The organism is Hyphomicrobium methylovorum (assembly GCF_013626205.1).
In the GTDB taxonomy this organism is placed as follows: Bacteria; Pseudomonadota; Alphaproteobacteria; order Rhizobiales; family Hyphomicrobiaceae; genus Hyphomicrobium_B; species Hyphomicrobium_B methylovorum.
This window is the reverse complement of record NZ_QHJE01000001.1, coordinates 2,279,347-2,300,076: the sequence shown is the minus strand read 5'-3', so window position 1 is coordinate 2,300,076 and position 20,730 is coordinate 2,279,347. Positions and strand designations below refer to the sequence as shown.

Genomic DNA, 20,730 nt, shown 5'->3' with positions numbered 1-20,730 from the left:
GCCTACCGCCGCAGTCTGATGCCGACGTGAATTTCGTCGCCGGTGTAGTCGCTCGGAATTCCGATGCCATCGAAATTCACGTGCGAATACCGGCCGAACAGAACGGTATTCCGGTCGGCGAAATATTCGAGACCAATCGTTTCGCGGAACTCGTTGTCGTTGATAACGCCGTCCTGCGAGTCCTGGTTCGAATATCGGAAACCGGCCGACGCAACGAGATAGCTCCGCAGTTGGTGACGAAGCTCAATGCCTGCCGAACGATAAAACGCCCCGCCAACTCCGCTGGTGATCGTCTCTGAGACATCCGAGTTTGCGGTGAAGAGAAGCGACGTCAGAGGCGTCACGCGCCACGTAGCATTTGCGTCGATGATCAACCCATCCACGGCATGTAACCGGTTATCGACCGGCCGCTGCACGCCGTATCCCAGGCTAATCTCTCCACGGATAATCTCGCCGGTATCGCCGAACGAAATGCCGACGCGGTAGCGCTGTCCGTTCGATGTCCGATTGATAAAATCCGTCTGCGCCACTTCCGCATAGTCGCGGTGATTGTTGGCGACTTCGATGAACGGCGACAGCGACGGCTTGAGTTCCCAAGTCGCCCGCCCCGCTTCTTCAAATTGCGTAAAGTCGCGATCTCGGTTGTTAAACTCGGTATTCGCGATATCCGTATCACCGTACGAATTGTCCGTGACGCTTCCACGGATCTGCAACGACAGCCGGTTAAAGCGCTGATTGTACGACGCCTCGGCGCGATCGACCAAAATCTTTGCGCGCGATCCAACGGTGCTCGCATCAAGCGCCGAACGATCCTCAAACGATTGCTGCCGCGCGATCAGCGCCTGAATGTTCGCTCGCCGCGTAATATCCAAACGCCCGCGCGCTTCAAGCGCATAATCCCTGTCGTCCTCGCTCACGTAAGTGTCGTAGAAGCTCAGCGTTCCACGGCCGTTGAACTCCAGCGCATGTCGCGACCAATTCGAAACAAGCCGCGCCGAAGGATTGACGTCGAGTGCCATATCCGAGCGCGCGGGCGTGGTGTGAAACACGTTCGAATAGTACGACGTCCCGAGTTCAAGCTCCGGGAACAGCACGAAGCTGCCAACCTTGATTCCCACCGGATCGTATGGCTCTTGCCGGAACAGGCGGCGCACCGAGCGGTTGTCGTAGATCGGATCGAGATTTTCGATTTGGTAAAGCAGCGGATCGGGCGCAGCCGGACGATTGTCGAAATTCGAGACCGCACCCGTGCCCGGCATATCGAGAACAGGCGTATCGATACCGTCAACAGGCGCCGCGCGTTCGGCGCTATCGACATCGCCATCCTGACCTCGCGCAGGGACCGCCCCGCCCGACGCATCGCCATTTTGAAGGGTGTCGTAGAGGTCGCTGTCGTCCTCGATGGGCTCGGTCGTCGTCTCGCCCTCTTCCGGACTGACTCCATCAGGCAATACAGGGACGAACCCATATCCACCCTCGCCGCCGTCGCGCCAGGTCTGCCCGGCTTCGCTCGGATCGGTCGGGATGTAACGTGCAGATGCGGGCTTGGCCGCCGACGCGCCAGCGCCCACCAACGACAATGCCGCCAGCGAAACCAAAAGCGTACTAAAGGACGCGTAAAAACGCCGGTCGCCCATGATTTTGTGGCGGCCCCATGTGAGATTCCAACTGAACGCTGTACGATTCGAAGATCCCAACTTAAAAACGCGGGGTTAACGTGCCTTTAAGGCTGCGAACGGCTTGCGCATCTATGCGGGGCGCGGAAAAACGAAGCAACGAGTAAGCGAGTCTCAGTTGGCAAGACGACGGAACGAGCAAGGATCGGCGAGGCCCATGCAGAAGGTGGTCCCTTTTCCGCGCGCCACAGCCAAAAACGGCGCGGCAGCAGTGAAACGGCGAACCGAAGCGCCAGTCGCCTCGGCCGTGCGCACCCTCAACATTGAGACCGAAGGCTTGGCGCTGCTGGCCAAGGAACTCGACGGGCCGCTCGCGCCCCACTTCAACGAAGCCGTGCAGCGACTGGCAGCCGTCAAAGGCCGAGTGATCATCACCGGCGTCGGCAAAAGCGGTCACGTCGGCCAAAAGATCGCGGCAACATTCGCCTCCACCGGAACGCCCGCGTTCTTCGTCCATCCGACGGAAGCCTCCCACGGCGATCTCGGCATGGTGACGCCAGCAGACATCATCCTGGCGCTGTCCTGGTCCGGCGAGACGCTGGAACTAAAACCGATCATCACGTATTCGCGCCGCTTCGCCGTGCCGCTGGTCGCGATAACGTCTCAGGAAAAATCAGCCCTCGGCCAGCACGCCGACGTTCTGCTGCTGATGCCCGCGGCGAAGGAAGCCTGCCCCCACGGCCTCGCGCCCACCACTTCGACGACGATGCAGCTCGCCCTCGGCGACAGCCTCGCCATCGCCCTTTTGGAAGCACGCGGCTTCACCGCCAATGACTTCAAGATTTTTCACCCGGGCGGATCACTCGGCGCCAATCTGAAATACGTGTCCGATATTATGCACCGCGGCGATCGGCTGCCGCTGATCAAGAGCGGCGCCTCGATGGCGGAAGCCCTGGTCTCGATGACGGAAAAGAGCTTCGGCTGCGTCGGTGTGCTCAATCGTTCCAAACGGCTGATCGGTGTCATCACCGACGGCGACTTGCGTCGTCACATGCGGGGCAATCTGCTGCAAGCCAAGGTCGACGACATCATGACGGCAAAGCCAAAGACCATCCGTCCTGAGATGTTGGCTTCTGCGGCGCTCGAACTGATCAACTCCTCGTCGATCACCGCGCTATTTGTCGTGCAAAACGGCAAACCGGTTGGACTGATCCACGTCCACGATCTCCTCCGTCTCGGCGTCGCTTAAGCGACATCAAACCGAGCCGGCCGGTCATACGCGGCGACGCGGGAGTTTAACCCGCTGCGTCTACTCGCGAGACGACAAGCACGGTGCCATCAACGCCCGTCACCTTGACGCGCGCACCCTTCGGAGCATCTTCACCTTCGGCAGCCCACACAGAATCGCCGATTTGCACCCGTCCGCGGCCATTCACGATTTCAGTCTCAACAGCCACGATGCGACCGATGTACTGCGCGCCTCTGATATTGAGATCGGGCACGTCAGACCGCGCACTCTCCGCACTGCCTCTGTTTCGCACCCAGAACACAGTCGCGAGCGCAATCAATGCGAACGCAATAAGCTGCCATTCCCAGGCGAATGGCACAGCAAGCGCCACGATGCCGACGATCGTTGCGGACAAACCGAACCAGACAAAATGCACGCCCGGAACGAGGGATTCGAGTACGAAAAGAACCACCGCCAGCGCGAACCATAACCACGCGCCGAACTGTGCGATCAAGTCAGACAGTGACTGCATAATATCGCCCTCGATTGCCCGAACGATCGCGCACTAAGCCCGTGGCACTGTTCCGGAACGCGCGGCCGGCGCACGCGGTGCTGCACCACTCGGCCCATCGCCGCCACCAAACGTGTCGGAAGCAATCTGCGCGATGCCCGCAAGTGACCCAATGACCGACGACGCTTCGAGCGGCATGAGGATCACCTTCTGGTTCGGTGCCTTTGCCAACGCTTCCAGCGCCTTCATATAGTTGTTGGCCACGAAATAGTTGATGGCCTGCACGTTGCCTGCCGAGATAGCGGCTGACACCATCTGCGTCGCCTTTGCCTCGGCTTCAGCGGCGCGTTCGCGCGCTTCAGCATCACGATAAGCAGCTTCCCGGCGGCCTTCAGCCTCCAGAACAACGGCCTGCTTTTGGCCCTCAGCTTTCAGAATTGCGGCCTGCCGCAAGCCTTCAGATTCCAGGATCTGCGCGCGCTTTTCGCGTTCGGCTTTCATCTGCCGCGCCATACTGTCAACGAGGTCACGCGGCGGCGCGATGTCCTTGATCTCGATACGCGTGACCTTCACGCCCCACGACTCCGTCGCTGCATCGACGACCTGCAGCAGCCGGTGATTGATCTGGTCGCGATTTGAAAGCAACTCGTCGAGATCCATCGAACCCATCACGGTACGGATATTCGTCATCGTCAAATTCACAATCGAATGATCGAGATTATCGACCTCGTAGGCCGCCTTCGCCGCATTGAGCAGCTGATAGAAGGCGACGCCGTCCACCCGCACCATGGCGTTGTCTTTGGTGATGACGTCCTGGCTCGGAATGTCCATCACCTGCTCTTTCATGTTGAGCTTGTGCGTGACCTTTTCCAGAACCGGAATGAGGATGTGCATTCCCGGCGCAAGCGTCCGGGTATAGCGGCCCAGATTTTCGACCGTAAAATTGAAACCCTGCGGCACAATTTTTACGGTGGACCAAAGCACCCAGATGGCGGCCACCAGCAAGATGAACCCAAACGATTCGAATCCGCCAAATCCAGGCATAGCCATTCCCCTTCTCAAGCGAATCAATCGCTATTCCGCTATTCCGCGGGTTTTAATCACCCGGCAACGAAGAAAAGGTAAACAACCCGTAATTACAGGCAGAATAACGGCTTCAACTCGTTCTTCTGTAGGCGGACTTTAAAGATCGATAGGATTCTTCCAGATCTCTGGAACTTAAATCCAGCCCATAAGCTCTCGACGCGTCACGGCTTCAATAACGTCTATTCCCTCGGGACTGTCATTGAGAGCCGGTAAATAGGCGAATTTTTCTCCGCCGTTGCCTTCAAAATAGTGACGATTTTCGCCGTCCAGCTCTTCCAGCGTCTCGAGGCAATCGGCCGAAAACCCTGGCGCCACCAGAGCAAGCCGCTTTACGCCGGACTTCGCCAATTCCTGCACAGTTTTGTCCGTGTACGGCTGAAGCCACGGATCGTTGCCAAATCGGGATTGAAAAGTCGTTAGCCAACGGTCCGGCTCGATACCGAGTTCGGCACGCAGCAACCGAGATGTCTTCTGGCATTGGCAATGATATGGATCGCCTTTCGCCAAATAGGCTTCCGGCATTCCATGAAATGTCGCGATGATCTTTTCCGGTTCGAAATCGAGTTTCGCCAAGCTCTTCCGAATTGATGTAGCAACGGCCTTGATATAGGCTGGGTCTTCGAAATACGCTGGTGCCGCGCGCACCGCGGGCTGCCAACGCATTTTCATCAACGCCCGAAACGCCTGATCGCATGCCGTCGCCGTCGTCGCTGCGGCGTACTGCGGATAGAGCGGCACAAGCAGAATGCGGTCGCACCCCTGATCTTTCAGCGCCTGAATCCTGCTTTCCGTCGTCGGGTTCGCATAGCGCATCGCCCAATCGACGACGATACGCGGATCGCTCTTGAATCGCTCCGCCAGTTGCGAAGCCTGATTCCGCGTGATCGTTTTGATTGGGCTCTCATCTTTCTCCTTGTTCCAGATCGTGGCGTAGTCCTTGCCCTTACGCGCCGGTCGAACCGTCAGAATGATGAGATTGAGGATCGGCCACCATTTCCAGCGCGGAACTTCGATCACACGCTCGTCCGAGAGAAACTCTTTCAGGTAGCGCCGCATAGGCCAGTAGCCGGTTCCATCCGGCGTGCCGAGATTGAGCAGCAATATGCCAATCCGTCCGAACGCGACTCGCGGATGATCTGCCGGAGCATTGGCAGGTCGAATGCCAAATTCGCTCGACTTCGGAAGTTCGTTCATGCGCAATTCGGTCCTTGCGATATCGGAAAATCAAACAATAGCCGATCAAGCGCGCCGTTGCGACGGCACTGCGACAGCGGGAGCAGGAGCAGACTGCGCCTTGCTTGAAGACCCGGCCGTATCGAGAGTCGTGACAGTCCCGAGCATCTTGTCGCTCGCACGAGCGTTCGCCTGGCTGCGGACGATCGGCACGATATCTGGAAACGGCGCCGCGTGGCCGCATTTCCAATACGCCGCCATCCGCGCAATGAACGCATCAGGCTTTTCAGCAAATAGCCGATTGACGGATGGACCCACCGAAGCCCTGATCTCCTGCTGACGAGCAAAGCAGAGCTCGACAATCGCTTCCTTCTGCTCAGCCGAAAAATCGGTGGCCTTGATCGTTGCAGCAATCAGCATGGCCAGATCGTGATCGTCGCCTAGCGCCTGTGAAAGCCCACGCGCCGCCTCAACGCGCACGGCATATTCATCGGGCCATGCGCGCGCCAGCAAACTCATCTGACGCCAATGCCATTGCACGGTCTTCCGCAGCGTATGGAAGCTTTCATCCGATGGCTCGCGATACGCATCTTTCAAAGCCTTACGCGCACGCCGGTAGCTCGTTTCGAGGCCGCCCTTCTGAGCGGCAAATCCCCTATGCTTCAACTTCGCACGGCCAAAGGTCTCCGCCTCGGAGCGAAGAAGAACGCGCATCCGCTCAATGCTCTGAGGATCGATCTGCGCCTGTTCTGCTTCACTACCAAAATGCAATAGCCATGGAGCAAGAATAGCTGCCGCGTCAGGTCCGCCTTTGGCTGCAAGCTGGCTCACCGTATCGCGCAGAACGGCTTCGTCGCGGCGGCTCGCAAGCATCCGCCCGGCATCGGCCAGAGACTTCCCCAGCCGCTTCGCGCGTTTCGACCCAAGCGACGGTCCGACAAGGCGCACCAGAGCCCTCAGCCGCTTCAGCGCCTTCCGGCATTCGTGCACGCCCTTGGGCCGCATGTCCGGCGATGCGAGTTCCGAAAGCACCACCTCAAACTGTTCGCGCGCGATGCGGCGAAAGCCCTTCTCCACCGGCTCGTCGATCTTAAATCTGTACGGCATCGGGAGGGGTCTCGATTGATATGAGGTTTACGGCGCAGTTTAAGTATGGGGATGGATGGCGTGTCAAACGCCCTCAATAATACTTTCGCAGAATAGTAAGTTAGACCTTACGCCCTAATTCCTTGCCCAATTCACCCATTCCCGAACCCTGGCAATGGGATCGGCCGCTGTCACAAAGTCGGTAATGACGGCCAGACTGTCGGCCCCCGCCGTCGCCACAGCCGGCGCACGCTCCGGCGTTAACCCACCGATCGCAACGAGTGGCAGAGATCCGACCCGCGTTCGCCAGCTAGCAAGCTTGTCCAAGCCCTGCGGCGCCCACGGCATTACCTTTAATTTCGTCTCGTAAATCGGTCCGAGCGCAACATAGTCGGGACGGGCGGCAAGAGCTGTCGCGAGCTCCGCATCATCATGCGTCGAAATTCCGATCCGGATCCCCCGCGCGCGGATCGCAGCGAGATCCGCACTCGCAAGATCCTCCTGGCCCAAATGGATGAAGTCCACTCCCTCATCGATTGCGACGGCCCAGTAATCGTTCAGCACGAATTGGCAGCCATGCTCGGCGCAGATCGCGAGCGACCGCCGCGTTTCTCTGGCGACGTCACCCGGCGTCGCATCCTTCATGCGCAATTGAACCAGCTTGACGCCGAGCGGAACAATCCGGCCCAGCCAATCGGCGTCCGGCACAATCGGATAGAAACGCGGAAGGCGAAGGGGATGTGAACTCACCGGATACTCAATCGATATCGAAGAAGGGCGTGCCCGCAACCGGCGTCGAAGGCACCGCCATGTCACGCGCAGGCATCAACCCGGCTTCAAAGCCTAGCCGCCCCGCCTTGATCGACAGCGCGAACGCGTCCGCCATCGCAACGGGATTGGCCGCTTTCGCCACGGCCGTATTCAGCAAGACCGCGTCGTATCCCAATTCCATTGCCATCGCCGCATGCGACGGCGCACCGATACCGGCATCGATGATCAGCTTTACATCGGGAAAATAAGCCCTGAGGCTGCGCAACGCCGAGACATTCGCAAGGCCGCGCCCACTACCGATCGGCGCAGCCCACGGCATGATGACTTCGCAACCCGCACGCTGCAGACGCTCTGCCACCGACAGATCTTCCGTCGTATAGGGAAACACCTTGAAGCCATCCGCCGTCAGCGCAGTTGCCGCCTCGACCAACCCAAACACATCAGGCTGCAGCGTATCGTCGTTGCCGATGACTTCGAGCTTGACCCAGTCAGTCTCGAACAGCTCGCGGGCCATCTGCGCCGTCGTAATCGCTTCCCGCGCCGTCCGGCATCCTGCCGTATTCGGCAGCACGAGCACATTAAGGTCGCGGATCAAATCCAGAAACCGTTCGCCGATCTTGCCACCCGCCGCTTCCCGGCGAAGCGAGACCGTCACCACACTCGCGCCGGATGCCTTTACGGCGTCTTCCAGAATGGCGGGTGAAGGATATCCGGCCGTGCCGAGCAGCAGCCGCGACTCGACCGCCGTGCCATAGAGCGATAGCGCCTTCGGCGCATGGAGACCTTGATCCCGAATGTTCATCGCTGCCTGATGCTCGCTTAGCCGCCTTGCCGAGCGGATACGATTTCAACGCTGTCGCCAGCTTCGATCGGTGTGGTAGCACGCCTCGCCACCGGCACGAAATGACCGTTAAGCGCAGTGGCAACCCGCAAGTCACCCGCTGCGTGGTCCTTCACGAGGGCCTCCAGCGTTCGAGCCGCCGTGCCGGTCTGCCGTCCATTGATTAAAATTTCGATTTTAGCCATTGGCATCTGCATAAGTGAGATTTTCGTTCCGGCCTTTTGGAAGTAGGAATTTCATGGGCAATTACTAGAGCATTTAACGATTTTTACCGCGAACCTGCCTGGCAGGTCAAAGCATCGTTGTTCCGCCTTATTGACGAAGTTCCTTCGCCTTCCTTCCAAGGATGATCCCAATGTTTTCTGAGTTGATGACGTCACGGCGGTTCGCGCCTCTCTTCTGGAGCCAGTTGCTTGCCGCACTGAACGACAACCTCCTCAAGAACGCACTCGCGATGCTCGTCATCTACCGGCTCGCGATGGAGAACGGACCCGCGATCGGAACGCTCGCCGGGGCGGCCTTGATCCTTCCATTCTTTCTGTTCTCGTCTCTCGCCGGTCAATACGCAGACAAGTATGATAAAGCCGCGGTCGCAACGCGTGTGCGCCTTCTCGAAATCCCGATCGCGCTCGCCGCTGCCATAGGGTTCCTGATCCCGTCCGTCACGCTGCTCTTCATCGCGCTCATTCTCTTCGGAACACTCAGCGCGTTCTTCGGCCCGGTGAAATACGGTCTGCTGCCGACCCACCTCGAACTCAAAGAGCTACCCGCAGGCAACGCCGCCATCGAAGGCGCCACGTTTCTCGCAATTCTCATGGGAACGATCGGCGGAAACCTCGCTTCAGGCGGTGACCGTGAGGTGCTGTTCGTAGCAGGGGCCATCGTCATCATCTCCGTTCTCGGCTGGCTTTCGGCGCGCGCCATACCGCCCGCACCGTCACCGGTCCCCGACCTCGTCGTCGATACGAACATCTTTACCTCGACCAAAACGCTCATCGCCGACCTGAGAACAGACCGCCGCATTTGGCAGGGCGCGCTCATCACGTCATGGTTCTGGCTCGTCGGCGCTGCGGTTCTCGCGCTGCTACAGAACCTCATTCCTCAAGCGCTGAATGGCGCGCCGTCCGTCTACACGCTCGCGCTCTTCACCTTCGCGGTGGCAGTCGCCCTCGGTTCTATCGCCGCGGCGCGCGCCAGCAGAAACCGGCCCAACCTCGCCCTTGTTCCCATCGGCGCTTTGCTGATGGGCCTGTTCCTTCTTGATCTCGCGCTGTTGGCGTCCAGGCTTACGCCAGCTGCAACGCCGCTCGGAATGTCCGATACGCTCCAATCGGTCACCGGCATCCATATGCTGATCGATCTCGCAGGCATCGCTTTTGCGGGCGGCCTCTATATCGTTCCAGCGTTCGCCGCCGTGCAGGCGTGGTCCCCCATCGACCGCCGGTCTCGTGTGATCGCAGGATGCAACGTCCTCTCCGCGGCCTTCATGGCGCTCGCAGGCCTCGCCATCGCCCTGCTGCAATACGAGAAGATCTCCGTTGCCCTGCTGTACGCTGGACTGGGACTTGCAAACTTGATCGTCGTCGCGCTGGTGCTCCGCGCCTGGGGCGCAGAAGGCGTGAAAGATGTCGGCGTCTTCCTCTTCCGAACGTTTTTCGGCGTCGAAGTGATCGGCCGCGAAAACCTTCCGCAGCCCGGTGAAAAGGCCATCATCGCGCCGAACCACGTCAGCCTTCTCGACGCACCGTTGATGCACGCGCTAATGCCGTCGCACGCCACGTTCGCGATAGACACCGGCATGGCGAATACCTGGTGGGTGAAACCGTTCCTGAAACTCGCGAAGGCCTACCCCATCGACCCGACGCGACCGCTCGGCATGCGCCATCTCATTCAGGCCGTGAAAGACGGATCGTCCCTGATCATCTTCCCGGAAGGCCGACTGACGGTAACGGGCGGCCTGATGAAAGTTTACGACGGCACGGCAATGATCGCCGACAAGGCCGACGCACCAATCATCCCAGTGCGCATCGAAGGCCTCGAACGCTCCCGCTTCGGTTACCTGAGTAGTTCGCAGACGAAAAAATCCTGGTTCCCGAAAACCACCGTAACGATCCTGCCGCCCGTCAGACTGAAGGTCGATCCAGCGCTGCGCGGAAAGCAGCGTCGCCTCGCTGCAGGCGCGGCTTTGCAAGATGTCATGACGGACTCAGCCGTTATGACGACGAACATCGATCAGACGTTGTTCGAAGCTCTGGCCGAAGCCCGCAACACGCGCGACACCGGCAAGCCCGCAGTTCAAGATCCACTCGGCACGAAGCTGTCGTACAAGAAGCTCATCGTTGGCGCGCAAGTGCTCGGCAAGAAGCTCGAGCCGATGCTGCCGCCTGCTGGCGAGACCGTCGGCGTGCTTCTGCCGAATTCCGCCGGCGTCGCAGTCACGTTTTTTGCCTTGCAGACGATGGGCCGCGTGCCCGCCATGCTGAACTTCTCAGCCGGCGCGGCAAACGTCCTTGCCGCATGCAAGGCCGCCAAAGTCAGCGTCGTTCTGACGTCGCGCGTATTCGTCGAGAAGGGCCACTTTGAAAGTTTAGTCCAGGCGATCGAAGGCGCGGCCCGCGTCATTTATCTCGAAGACGTGAGGGCAACGGTCTCGTTTACGGACAAGCTCCGCGGTCTCGCGCAAGGGTCAACTCCACAGGTTAAACGCGATTGCAATTCGCCTGCAGCCATCCTCTTCACATCGGGCTCGGAAGGATTGCCGAAAGGCGTCGTACTCTCGCACCGCAATCTGCTGGCCAACTGCGCACAAAGCCTGACGCGCGTCGCGTGCAACGGCAGCGACAAGGTGTTCAACGCACTCCCAGTGTTCCACTCGTTCGGACTGACCGCCGGATTGTTGATGCCGCTCGTCGCAGGCGTTCCGGTCTATCTCTATCCAACGCCGCTGCATTATCGCATCATCCCGGAACTCGTGTACGGATCGAACGCCACGATCCTGTTCGGCACGGATACGTTCCTGTCGGGCTACGCGCGTGTGGCGCACCCGTATGATTTCGCGCGTGTCCGCCTCGTTCTGGCCGGCGCCGAAGCCATCAAGGACCGCACACGCCAACTCTACATGGACCGTTTCGGCGTGCGCATTCTCGAAGGCTACGGCGTCACCGAAACCGCACCCGTCCTTGCTATCAACACACCGCTGGCCAACAAGGCCGGAACGGTCGGACGTCTCTCGCCGCTGATGGAAGCACGCCTCGATCCCGTGCCCGGCATCGAAACCGGGGGGCGCCTCTACGTGCGCGGCCCGAACGTCATGCTGGGTTATTATCGCGCCGAAAATCCCGGCGTTCTCGAACCGCCGCAAGACGGCTGGCACGACACGGGCGACATCGTCGAGATCGACCCGCAGGGATTCATTGCAATCAAAGGCCGCGCCAAACGCTTCGCGAAAATCGCAGGCGAGATGGTCTCCCTCTCCGCTGTTGAAGCGCTCGCCGCCGAGCTTTGGCCAAACCTCATAACCGTCGTCGTCTCGCTGCCCGATGCGCGCAAAGGCGAAAGGCTGGCGCTACTGACGACCGATGCTTCACCGACACGCGAAGCCTTCTCGCAATTCGCACGCCGCAAGGGCGCAACCGAGCTGATGGTGCCCGCCGACATTCTGCACGTGAGCAAAATTCCGTTACTCGGATCGGGCAAACCGGACTACGTCGCGGCGCTCGAACTTGCCAAAGCGGCGATGGCTGAAAAATCAGGATCGTCGGCCGACAGCGCCAAAGAGCGGCCCGTCGCTCCGGCCGTCTAGGACGAACTGCACGACCGCTTGCGCCAACACCGGCGCAAGCAAAAATCCATGGCGATAGACGCCATTCACCCGGATCGTGCGCGCACCATCTTCCACGACAATGCGCGGGACGTTATCCGGAAATGCGGGTCTGACGCCCGCACCCATGTCGAGGATCGCCGCTTCCGCAAATGCCGGATGCAGCGCATACGCCGATCCCAACAATTCGAGCGCCGACTTGACCGTCATCGGCCCGTCGTCCTCCCGCTCGATCACACTTGCGCCAACGACGAAACGTCCCTCGCCCTGTGGAACCACGTAGAGCGGCTGGCGTGGATGCAGAAGTCGCACCGGCCGCGAAAGCGTAACGTCATGTGATTGGATTATCAGACGCTCACCGCGAACGCCGCGTAGCTTCGGCACGTCTCCCTGCGCACCAATCCCGCGGCAGTCGATCACAATGTCCGTCGCCAAGTCGTCGGTAACAAACGGCTGACCGAAAGACGTCTCAACACCCAGCGCGCGAATTTCGCTCAGCAGCCAAGTCAACGCATCCATCGCGCCGACGTGCGCCTCACCAGGAAACAGCAGCGCCCGCGCAAACCGTCCCGCAAGCGCAGGTTCAAGTTCCGCTATCCCGCGCGCTTCGACAACGTCATGTCGCTCCGTCATCCGCTCGAAACGCGAAAGATCAGCCGCATCGCGCGCTGGCGCGACCACAAGCGTGCCGTTCACGATCGTGCCAGGATAGGCGCGCCACAACTCCACGCTGCGGCGGCCGAGATCGCGAATGATTGACGGCGCGCCTTCGGCCTCGCATTCCGGCGCAATCATCGCGGCTGCCATCCGGCTCGCGCTCGCGACGAACGGCACAGCGCTTCGCTCCCATAGGCGAACGCGAAAACCGGCACGCGCAAACGCATACGCCTGCCACACGCCGACGATCCCAGCACCTGCAATAGCAATCGATCGCTTGCTCACGGCGCCGCCTGAACGCTCATATCGGCTTCATGTTCGGCAGCATCGGGTCTTTCAATCGCCAAGCGCAATTCCTTCCCGGCGCGGATCGGCGCCACCTTCAAGATGCCCGTTCCGGCGCACGATGGTGTGCACGCCGGAGGTCATCGTTGTCCGGCTGATAACATGACCATAGGACGTCAACTCGAACGCGGGCCAGATGAAATTGTCGGAATATTCGATGATCAACGGCCCACCTTGGCTGCCGAAGTTCGGCAACGCCACAGCCTGCTGCGCATCGAGCCCCCAGTCCATCAATGCAACGAGGTTTTTAACTACATAAAGGATGATCTGCGATCCACCCGGAGATCCCGTGACGATCTCCGGCAGCCCGTCGCGACCAAGAACGATCGTCGGCGCCATCGAACTTCGCGGGCGCTTACCGCCAGCAACCGCGTTCGCGATCGCGTCACCGTTGGCGTCGACAGGCTCGAACGAGAAGTCCGTCAATTCGTTGTTCAGCAGAAAGCCCGAAGCCCACAGCCGGGATCCGAAGGCATTCTCAATCGTGACGGTCATTGCCAGCGCATTACCGTCTCCGTCGATGATGGAAACGTGAGTGGTGCCCGGAACCTCGTGCGTCGCATCGATGCCGAATGTCTTCTTGGCCAGTCCCGGAGGAAATCCTGGCTCCGCTTTCTCCATCGCGCGCGTCGCATCGATCAGGCGGCGGCGCTCATCCAGATAGACAGCATCCAACAAACCCGATGGCACCCCAATATGATCGGGGTCGGCGATGTAGCGATTGCGATCCGCGAACGCCAGCTTCTGAGCTTCCGCAACAATGTGCAGCGCCGGAGCGCTCATGCGCGCGTCCACGCCTTGAACTTGCGGAAATGGTTCGATCAGCTTCAGTGTCGAACCAACAGTCAATGCGCCAGAGGACGGCGGCCCCATCCCGCACACGCGCCGCTCTCGATAATCAACGCATGTCGCCGGACGCTCCTTCGCAACGTACGACTTGAGGTCAGCGAGCGTCAGATCGCCCGGATGCCGTGGCGCATTCTTCACAGCCGCCACGATCGACTCTGCGATCGGGCCTTCGTACAGCGCCGACGCACCTTTTTCCGCAATGCTTTTGAGAGTCGCCGCATATTCAGAATTCTTGAGGATTGTCCCCGCAGTGCGCGGCGTCCCAGCCTCGTCGAAAAAATAACCGCGCACAGCGGGCGCGAAATCATCAGGTTTCAAAAGCGCAAGCAGCGTCGCAAGCCGTTGCGAAACAGGAAAGCCGTTTTCGGCCAGCGCAATCGCAGGCTTGAACAAATCCGCCCACGGAAGCTTTCCATAACGCGTGTGCGCGTCTTCCAGCATCCGCATCAATCCCGGCACGCCGACGCTGAGACCCGAATTCACCGCATCGGGAAATGCCATCGGCTTGCCGTCACTCGTGAGAAATCGATCGGGCTTTGCAGCGGCGGGTGCCGTTTCTCGCCCGTCGAACGTCTCAAGCGAACGCGACTTCGCATCGAAGTAAACGATGAACCCACCACCGCCTAAGCCTGACGATTGAGGTTCGACAAGCCCAAGCACCATCTCCGTTGCGATAGCGGCATCGACGGCTGAACCACCTCGGCGCAACATCTCGCGACCCGCCTCCGCCGCCAGCGGATCGGCCGCTACGATCATTTGATGATCGGCAACGACAACATGCTTCTCGCGAAATCCAGAGGACGCTTCAGGCGCAGGCCGCATATCCTGCGCGCTCACCGCCGCGGCAGCGATAACGAAGCCGAACGCAACCAAGAATCGCCTGAACATCGCGTCTCCGGAATTTACGATCTACGCGGATACTTGTAAGGACCAAACGCTAGCCACACGATAGCGCGCCGCTGTTTTGCAAAGCAAATATCGCTACAGGAGATACCATGCCGAATTTGAATTCTCTTCATGTGATGGCTGCGGCAGGTGCGCTCGCCATGTTTGTTCTTGGGGCCGCAACGTCCAGCGCGCTCACGCCCGCCCCGCCGCGAATGATGCCGCTGCTCTCGACCGACGAAACGATCATGGGCGAACCAATCGTATATCCCGCTGGTTCCGCACTGCTGACGACGGCAGTGATCTCCTTGCCGCCTGGAGGACAAACCGGTTGGCACACGCACGGCGTTCCCGTGACGGGTTACATACTCGAAGGCGAATTGACGGTCGATTACGGCGAGCGCGGCAAACGCAAATACAAGAAAGGTATGTCAGTCGCCGAGGCGATTTCTATTCCTCACAACGGCACAAACACCGGTGAGACAGATATGCGCCTGTTCGTTGTCTACATCGGCGCTGAAGGACTACAGAACTCAACCCCGGCGAAACAATAGCGCGTCACGGACTCGGATGCGGATTGCTCGCCAATCTAATCAGATATGAGCGAGAATGTTGACGAGTCTGCCGAATGGATCGCGCACGTAGAAATGCTTGACGCCCCATGGCTCCCGCTGCGGTCCGTATTCAATGGGCAGCCCTGCAGCTTTCACGCGTCCAAGCACATCGTCGAAATCGTCCACTTCAATTGAGATATCGGGGACGGGAGTGCCCGAGCCTCCTTCGCTGGCAAAACTGATCTGCGGCTGAGCAAGAACCGCCGGCGCGGCCAAGGTCGCAATCCATCCATGATCCATCACCGTTTCGAGCCCTAGAATTTCGCCATAGAAAGCGCGCGCGGCTTCAGGATCCGGAGTCGCGACATTGGCGATTATGCGTTTGACAGACATGAGGTCCTCTATTGCGAAGGGTGCTGGATTTGGCCCGTCGACCGGACTGACGCCCACCGGCCGCGTGGCAATTGAAGCACGTCTTCCAACCGCTTGCAGGGAACAGAGCGCTGTTACCGATCCGTGAGTTGCAAGCGCCACGAAGCTGCGCCTAGGGTCCCGCCGGGATTCTCAATCCCGGAAAGATCGGAGGGGAATATGCGTTTTTTCAAACTCAGCCTCATCGCCGCTGCATCGTTCATAGCAGTCTCAGCTTCAGCTCAGGCCGGCGATTGCGTCCGGGTATCGGCCTTGGGCGATGGCCTCACTCATGACCTCGCCGTCGTCATGTCCACCCACGGCCTCGCCAACATCATCGAGAACAAGGGCCGCAAAGGCTCCGGCAAAATCCAGACGACATGCGCCCCGGCCGCGTTCTTGACCGAGTGCAGGTCCACGCAGCTCGCCTGCAAGTAAGCTTTCGAACGACCCAGAAGCGTCATCGGCACGACGGTGTCGGATGGCGCTTTTGCTGTGTTTGAGCCCCGTCACAATCCTGTTATCCGGCGCGCGATTGTCTTGGGTTGCAGAGCGATCTCATGGTGAGGTACGCCAAATTTCGTTCGCACTTTGTGCACGTCAAAACGGCAGTTGCCCACTTCTGCGCCAAACAAAAAACGAACCTACCTGTCGCAGTCGTCGAATAGCAACACGAAGAGGCGCAAATCCGAAGAGAGCGAAGGAAATAAGGCACTCATCCGTATTACAAAATGGAGTGTGGCTTCCCTGCTCTGCCGGTTCCGATCAGACTGATTTATACCGGCTCTTCATTAATCAAAGTCAGGATAACTAAGGTTATCCTGCTATACTCCTTTAGACACTTTTTGGAGCATCCCCCCGATGGCCCTGCCTCCCCGCTTCACTGGACTTGCCCTCGCCGCAATGACACTTGCTGGCGGCCTGATTTCGATACCTGCTGCTCAAGCGCAGGATATGGTCGACTTCATGTGGGGCGGCGGCGAGGAATACGGCGGCGGCCGCAGCGTCGTTTCCTTCAGCCAGAAGTACAAGCCGGGCCAGATCATCGTCTCGTTCTCTGACCGTAGGTTGTATCTCATCACAAAGCCTGGCCAGGCGATCACCTATCCGATCGCTGTGCCGAAGGCTGACGCACGTTGGCAGGGCGTAACGTTCGTCTCCAACAAGCGCGTGAATCCGTCGTGGACGCCGACGCCTGAGATGATCAGCAAGAACCCGCGCCTTCCGCGTTGGGTCCCGGGTGGTCATCCGATGAACCCGCTCGGCATTCGCGCACTCTATCTCGGTTCGAGTGCTTACCGCATTCACGGCACAGACGCGCCCTGGACCATCGGTCAAGCCGCTTCGGCCGGTTGCATCCGCATGACCAACAAGGACGTGCTGGATCTCTATCCTCGCATTCCGGTTGGCACGCGCGTCACCGTAACGTGGGAACGCTTCAAGACGGGCTCGGGCCGTTACTCGTCATCTGACTACGATTACTCGAGCAGAAGCACGGCCGCCTACAACAACCAGAGCAGCAACGAAGAAGACTATTCCGCCGCTGACGTTGCCGACACACCGGCACCGACGCCCGCACCCCGGCAGGCCGCCCGCTCCAACGGCGCCGCTCCGGACGGTAGCTTGTCGAGCCTGTTCTTCTGGGACGATGCACCTGCCGCCCGCAAAACGGCTGCACCTGCCGCTGCTCAGAAAGCGCCAGTAGCAAAAGCTCCTACGCGCACCGCGGCAGTAGCTGACGAAGGCGTCGACGCAACTGTTGAAATGGATGAACCCGCAGTAGCACCGGCTCCGGCAAAGAAATCGGCCTCGACAGCTACGCCTGCGAAAAAGAAGGCTGAGTCTAAAGCACCCGCCGCGCCTTACGCCAATGTCTCTGACCCGGTGAAAACCCGTTCACCTGCTGCAGCTGACCCGGTTTCGTCCAAGACGGTGGTCGCGGCGACGAAGGCAGCAGCCTCATCGACCGACACGGCGGCGCTCCAGAAGTCAACCGAACAAAGCCAGTAATCGCCTTTCACGGCGTTCGAATTTTACGGGGCAGCCATAACAGGCTGCCCCGTTTGCGTTTAGCAGGCATGCCAGACGAGAATCCTCCAATGTCACAGGTGCAACACCGCACGGATCAGCGTTAGACTGGCGCCAAGTCATTCGCGAGTTGATCCATCTTGGTAACTTTACTCGACACCACAGGCGCCAAGCCACGCCCGCGTCATCCGGAAAAGGCATGGCGCCCGGATTCGCCACAGCTCGCCAAGCCACCTTGGCTCCGCGTTCGCGCACCCGGTAACACCGGCGCCTATGCCGAAACCCGCGCCATCGTTCGCGAGCACCGCCTGCATACCGTCTGCGAAGAAGCCGCCTGCCCCAACATCGGCGAATGCTGGCAGAAGCGGCACGCAACGATGATGATCATGGGCAGCATCTGCACGCGGGCCTGTGCCTTCTGCAACGTCGCGACCGGCCGCCCGCAGCCCTTAGACCACGAAGAACCAATGCGCGTGGCCGATGCCGTCGCGCGATTGAACCTCGACCACGTCGTCATCACGTCGGTCGACCGGGACGACCTCGCCGACGGCGGCGCAGACCATTTCGCTCAGGTCATAACAGCGATCCGCGCAGCAGCTCCCAGCACCACGATCGAAATCTTGACGCCTGACTTCCTGCGCAAGGACGGCGCGGTGGAGACAGTCGCCGCCGCACGCCCGGATGTCTTCAATCACAACCTGGAAACCGTGCCTGCCCTGTACCGTCAAATTCGGCCCGGCGCGAATTACGCGCACTCGCTCGCGCTCCTGCAGCGTGCAAAACACATTGACCCTCGGCTCTTCACCAAATCCGGCATCATGGTCGGGCTGGGAGAAACACGAGATGCCGTGCTTGGCGTCATGGACGATTTGCGCGCGCACGACGTGGATTTCTTGACGATTGGCCAATACCTGCAGCCCACGCGCAAGCACGCCGCCATCGCGCGATACGTCCCGCCGGAAGAATTCGATAGTCTCGCAGAAGCCGCCCGCGAGCGCGGATTTCTTCTTGTCGCCGCTTCTCCTTTGACGCGATCGTCGTATCACGCGGGCGAAGATTTCGTCCGGCTAAGAAACGCCCGCGCTGCCGCACTCGCCACACACGACGCACGACACGCTGCGAAAGAGATCTAATGCCGAAGTTCGCCGCAAACCTCTCTCTGCTTTTTACCGAGATGCCGTTTCTTGACCGCTTCGACGCAGCGGCGTCCGCCGGCTTCACTGGAGTCGAGTTCCTGTTTCCGTACGAATACGACATCGAAGATCTCACCCCGCGTCTCAAAGCCAACGGCCTGACGCAGGTGTTGTTCAATCTCTCCGCAGGCAATTGGGCTGCGGGAGACCGCGGCATGGCGATCTATCCAAATCTGGAGCGCGAATTTCGAGACAGCGTCACGAACGCCATCCGATACGCAAAAGCCTTGGGCTGCACGCAACTTCATTGCCTTGCGGGCATCGCACCCATCGGAGCGGACCATCGCTCGATGCGGAAAACTTACGTCGCCAATCTTGAATTCGCCGCCAAGGCACTGGCCGACGAAGGCCTGACGCTGCTGATCGAACCAATCAACACACGCGACGTGAAAGGGTATTTTCTCGACTCGACCGCGAAGGCAATGGACGTCATCGAAAGCGTCGGCGCACCCAATCTCAGGCTGCAATACGACGTCTATCACATGCAGATCATGGAAGGCGATGTTGCGCCGACGATCCAAAAATGGCTGCCGCACATCGCGCATGTGCAGATCGCCGACACGCCAGGCCGACACGAACCCGGTACGGGCGAAATCAATTTCCAATACATTTTCGATCATCTCGACCGGCTGGGATACGGCGGCTGGATCGGCTGCGAATACAATCCGCTGACATCAACCTACGACAGCCTTGCATGGCACCGCGCGCTGCGTGACAAGCGCCAACCGCGCAATGCCTAGGCAAGCGTCTCGGACGGTCCCTGCGTTCCTGCCTTCACGACCTTTTCCGTCAGCTCAGGTGCGCACAAAGCAATGAAGCGGTAAGCGAAGCCGCGCAAAAATCGCCCGCGACGCAATGCGATACGCGACGTCGACTGCGGAAAGAGACGCGAACTGTCGAGCAGGCGTAAACCCGAATCTCTCGCGGGATCAAACGCCATCGACGCAACGATGCCGATACCGAGGCCAACTTCAACATATGTCTTGATCACGTCCGCATCCAGCGCAACCATCACAATGTCTGGCGCAACCCCCGCCCTCGCGAAGGCTGCATCGATCGCAGGCCTGCCGGTGAACCCTTCGTGATACGTAACGATCGGCCACTCTCCGACCTTTTCGAGAGTCAGCGGAGATGCAGTTTCCAACGCATGCCCCCGCGGCACGATGATGCCATGGTGCCAGGAATAGAATGGAAACGAGACAAGCTCTTCCGCATCTTCGAGCGCCTCAGTCGCAATTCCGATATCCGCCGTGCCATCTCGCAACATGGCTGCGATCTCAAGCGGACTTCCCTGCTGCAGAACCAAACGAACGTTCGGAAACTCCGCTTTGAACTGCGCAATGGCCTTGGGAAGCGCATACCGCGCCTGCGTATGCGTTGTTGCAATGGTGATTTCGCCGCGATCCGTTTTCGAGAACTGTTCCGCAAGCCGCTTGATGTTGTTCGTATCGAGAAGAATACGTTCGACGATCTGCGCCAATTCCTTGCCGGGCTCGGTCAAGCCGAGCAGTCGCTTACCGCGCCGAACGAAGATCTCGACACCGAGTTCGTCTTCTAGGTCCTTGATGTGCTTCGACACGCCGGACTGCGACGTATAAAGCGCGTTGGCAACTTCGGTCAGATTGAAGTTGCGGCGAAGCGTTTCGCGGATAATGCGGAGCTGCTGAAAATTCACG

At 59.6% G+C, this 20,730-nt stretch carries 19 protein-coding genes; 7 read left to right on the top strand and 12 right to left on the bottom strand.

Annotated features, from left to right (window positions below):
- Positions 1 to 2 precede the first annotated feature (2 nt).
- Positions 3 to 1,637, bottom strand: coding sequence for an outer membrane beta-barrel protein (locus tag DLM45_RS11140; RefSeq protein WP_181337179.1), 1,635 nt, complete (start codon positions 1,635 to 1,637; stop codon positions 3 to 5).
- Positions 1,638 to 1,833: 196 nt separating this feature from the next.
- Between DLM45_RS11140 and DLM45_RS11135 the strand changes: the two genes are divergently transcribed.
- Positions 1,834 to 2,865, top strand: coding sequence for a KpsF/GutQ family sugar-phosphate isomerase (locus DLM45_RS11135; protein ID WP_181337178.1), 1,032 nt, complete (start codon positions 1,834 to 1,836; stop codon positions 2,863 to 2,865).
- A gap of 46 nt (positions 2,866 to 2,911) precedes the next feature.
- On the opposite strand, the gene DLM45_RS11130 is transcribed toward DLM45_RS11135, so the two are convergent.
- The 7 genes from DLM45_RS11130 to thiS all read right to left on the bottom strand — a co-directional run bounded on the left by DLM45_RS11130 (position 2,912) and on the right by thiS (position 8,497).
- Positions 2,912 to 3,376 (bottom strand): NfeD family protein, encoded by a 465-nt coding sequence (locus DLM45_RS11130; RefSeq protein ID WP_181337177.1) that lies wholly within the window; start codon positions 3,374 to 3,376, stop codon positions 2,912 to 2,914.
- 33 nt (positions 3,377 to 3,409) lie between these two features.
- Positions 3,410 to 4,399: an SPFH domain-containing protein gene (locus DLM45_RS11125; RefSeq protein ID WP_181338291.1), complete on the bottom strand. Its 990-nt coding sequence runs from the start codon at positions 4,397 to 4,399 to the stop codon at positions 3,410 to 3,412.
- 174 nt (positions 4,400 to 4,573) lie between these two features.
- Positions 4,574 to 5,635 carry a ferrochelatase gene (hemH, locus tag DLM45_RS11120; protein WP_181337176.1) on the bottom strand — a complete coding sequence of 354 codons (1,062 nt, stop codon included), beginning with the start codon at positions 5,633 to 5,635 and terminating at the stop codon, positions 4,574 to 4,576.
- A 45-nt stretch (positions 5,636 to 5,680) separates the two neighbouring features.
- Positions 5,681 to 6,721: a CHAD domain-containing protein gene (locus DLM45_RS11115; protein WP_181337175.1), complete on the bottom strand. Its 1,041-nt coding sequence runs from the start codon at positions 6,719 to 6,721 to the stop codon at positions 5,681 to 5,683.
- A gap of 114 nt (positions 6,722 to 6,835) precedes the next feature.
- Complete coding sequence (locus DLM45_RS11110; protein WP_181337174.1) at positions 6,836 to 7,450, bottom strand: thiamine phosphate synthase; 615 nt, start codon at positions 7,448 to 7,450, stop codon at positions 6,836 to 6,838.
- 7 nt (positions 7,451 to 7,457) lie between these two features.
- Positions 7,458 to 8,273, bottom strand: a complete 816-nt coding sequence (locus tag DLM45_RS11105) for a thiazole synthase (protein ID WP_181337173.1) — start codon at positions 8,271 to 8,273, stop codon at positions 7,458 to 7,460.
- Between the two features lie 17 nt (positions 8,274 to 8,290).
- The gene (gene thiS, locus DLM45_RS11100) at positions 8,291 to 8,497 is read right to left on the bottom strand and encodes a sulfur carrier protein ThiS (RefSeq protein WP_246317331.1); all 207 of its coding nucleotides are present in this window, start codon (positions 8,495 to 8,497) and stop codon (positions 8,291 to 8,293) included.
- A gap of 170 nt (positions 8,498 to 8,667) precedes the next feature.
- Between thiS and DLM45_RS11095 the strand changes: the two genes are divergently transcribed.
- Positions 8,668 to 12,114, top strand: a complete 3,447-nt coding sequence (locus DLM45_RS11095) for an acyl-[ACP]--phospholipid O-acyltransferase (protein ID WP_181337171.1) — start codon at positions 8,668 to 8,670, stop codon at positions 12,112 to 12,114.
- Here the strand turns inward: DLM45_RS11095 and DLM45_RS11090 are convergent.
- Together DLM45_RS11090 and ggt are read right to left on the bottom strand one after the other, a co-directional pair.
- Entirely contained in the window at positions 12,061 to 13,074 is a 1,014-nt protein-coding gene (locus tag DLM45_RS11090) for an FAD-dependent oxidoreductase (protein ID WP_181337170.1), read from the bottom strand. The two genes, DLM45_RS11095 and DLM45_RS11090, sit on opposite strands and share 54 nt — an antisense overlap.
- A 51-nt stretch (positions 13,075 to 13,125) precedes the next feature.
- Positions 13,126 to 14,871: a gamma-glutamyltransferase gene (gene ggt, locus DLM45_RS11085; RefSeq protein WP_181337169.1), complete on the bottom strand. Its 1,746-nt coding sequence runs from the start codon at positions 14,869 to 14,871 to the stop codon at positions 13,126 to 13,128.
- Between the two features lie 107 nt (positions 14,872 to 14,978).
- On the opposite strand from ggt, the gene DLM45_RS11080 reads away from it, so the two are divergent.
- On the top strand, positions 14,979 to 15,422 hold the full coding sequence (locus DLM45_RS11080) for a cupin domain-containing protein (protein ID WP_181337168.1): 444 nt from the start codon (positions 14,979 to 14,981) through the stop codon (positions 15,420 to 15,422).
- 39 nt (positions 15,423 to 15,461) lie between these two features.
- Here the strand turns inward: DLM45_RS11080 and DLM45_RS11075 are convergent, their stop codons facing one another.
- Entirely contained in the window at positions 15,462 to 15,815 is a 354-nt protein-coding gene (locus DLM45_RS11075; protein WP_181337167.1) for a VOC family protein, read from the bottom strand.
- A gap of 198 nt (positions 15,816 to 16,013) precedes the next feature.
- On the opposite strand from DLM45_RS11075, the gene DLM45_RS11070 reads away from it, so the two are divergent.
- From DLM45_RS11070 to hyi, 4 genes are all read left to right on the top strand, one after another.
- Positions 16,014 to 16,271: a hypothetical protein gene (locus tag DLM45_RS11070; protein WP_181337166.1), complete on the top strand. Its 258-nt coding sequence runs from the start codon at positions 16,014 to 16,016 to the stop codon at positions 16,269 to 16,271.
- A 423-nt stretch (positions 16,272 to 16,694) separates the two neighbouring features.
- A complete protein-coding gene (locus DLM45_RS11065; RefSeq protein ID WP_181337165.1) occupies positions 16,695 to 17,843 on the top strand; it encodes a L,D-transpeptidase in 1,149 nt (382 codons plus the stop codon).
- 158 nt (positions 17,844 to 18,001) lie between these two features.
- The gene (gene lipA, locus DLM45_RS11060) at positions 18,002 to 18,994 is read left to right on the top strand and encodes a lipoyl synthase (protein WP_181337164.1); all 993 of its coding nucleotides are present in this window, start codon (positions 18,002 to 18,004) and stop codon (positions 18,992 to 18,994) included.
- Complete coding sequence (gene hyi, locus DLM45_RS11055) at positions 18,994 to 19,794, top strand: hydroxypyruvate isomerase (protein WP_181337163.1); 801 nt, start codon at positions 18,994 to 18,996, stop codon at positions 19,792 to 19,794. The genes lipA and hyi overlap by 1 nt, the downstream gene beginning before the upstream one ends.
- Here the strand turns inward: hyi and DLM45_RS11050 are convergent.
- Positions 19,791 to 20,729, bottom strand: coding sequence for a CysB family HTH-type transcriptional regulator (locus DLM45_RS11050; RefSeq protein WP_181337162.1), 939 nt, complete (start codon positions 20,727 to 20,729; stop codon positions 19,791 to 19,793). The genes hyi and DLM45_RS11050 overlap by 4 nt on opposite strands.
- Position 20,730 lies beyond the last annotated feature (1 nt).

Excerpts from the sequence above, each read along its gene's own strand:
- DLM45_RS11125 (WP_181338291.1), bottom strand. The coding sequence starts at position 4,399 with ATGCCTGGATTTGGCGGATTCGAATCGTTTGGGTTCATCTTGCTGGTG.
- DLM45_RS11080 (WP_181337168.1), top strand. The coding sequence starts at position 14,979 with ATGCCGAATTTGAATTCTCTTCATGTGATGGCTGCGGCAGGTGCGCTC.
- DLM45_RS11115 (WP_181337175.1), bottom strand. The coding sequence starts at position 6,721 with ATGCCGTACAGATTTAAGATCGACGAGCCGGTGGAGAAGGGCTTTCGC.
- hyi (WP_181337163.1), top strand. The coding sequence starts at position 18,994 with ATGCCGAAGTTCGCCGCAAACCTCTCTCTGCTTTTTACCGAGATGCCG.
- DLM45_RS11095 (WP_181337171.1), top strand. The coding sequence starts at position 8,668 with ATGTTTTCTGAGTTGATGACGTCACGGCGGTTCGCGCCTCTCTTCTGG.
- DLM45_RS11130 (WP_181337177.1), bottom strand. The coding sequence starts at position 3,376 with ATGCAGTCACTGTCTGACTTGATCGCACAGTTCGGCGCGTGGTTATGG.
- DLM45_RS11075 (WP_181337167.1), bottom strand. The coding sequence starts at position 15,815 with ATGTCTGTCAAACGCATAATCGCCAATGTCGCGACTCCGGATCCTGAA.
- DLM45_RS11070 (WP_181337166.1), top strand. The coding sequence starts at position 16,014 with ATGCGTTTTTTCAAACTCAGCCTCATCGCCGCTGCATCGTTCATAGCA.
- DLM45_RS11135 (WP_181337178.1), top strand. The coding sequence starts at position 1,834 with ATGCAGAAGGTGGTCCCTTTTCCGCGCGCCACAGCCAAAAACGGCGCG.
- DLM45_RS11065 (WP_181337165.1), top strand. The coding sequence starts at position 16,695 with ATGGCCCTGCCTCCCCGCTTCACTGGACTTGCCCTCGCCGCAATGACA.
- thiS (WP_246317331.1), bottom strand. The coding sequence starts at position 8,497 with ATGGCTAAAATCGAAATTTTAATCAATGGACGGCAGACCGGCACGGCG.
- hemH (WP_181337176.1), bottom strand. The coding sequence starts at position 5,635 with ATGAACGAACTTCCGAAGTCGAGCGAATTTGGCATTCGACCTGCCAAT.
- DLM45_RS11140 (WP_181337179.1), bottom strand. The coding sequence starts at position 1,637 with ATGGGCGACCGGCGTTTTTACGCGTCCTTTAGTACGCTTTTGGTTTCG.
- ggt (WP_181337169.1), bottom strand. The coding sequence starts at position 14,871 with ATGTTCAGGCGATTCTTGGTTGCGTTCGGCTTCGTTATCGCTGCCGCG.
- DLM45_RS11105 (WP_181337173.1), bottom strand. The coding sequence starts at position 8,273 with ATGAACATTCGGGATCAAGGTCTCCATGCGCCGAAGGCGCTATCGCTC.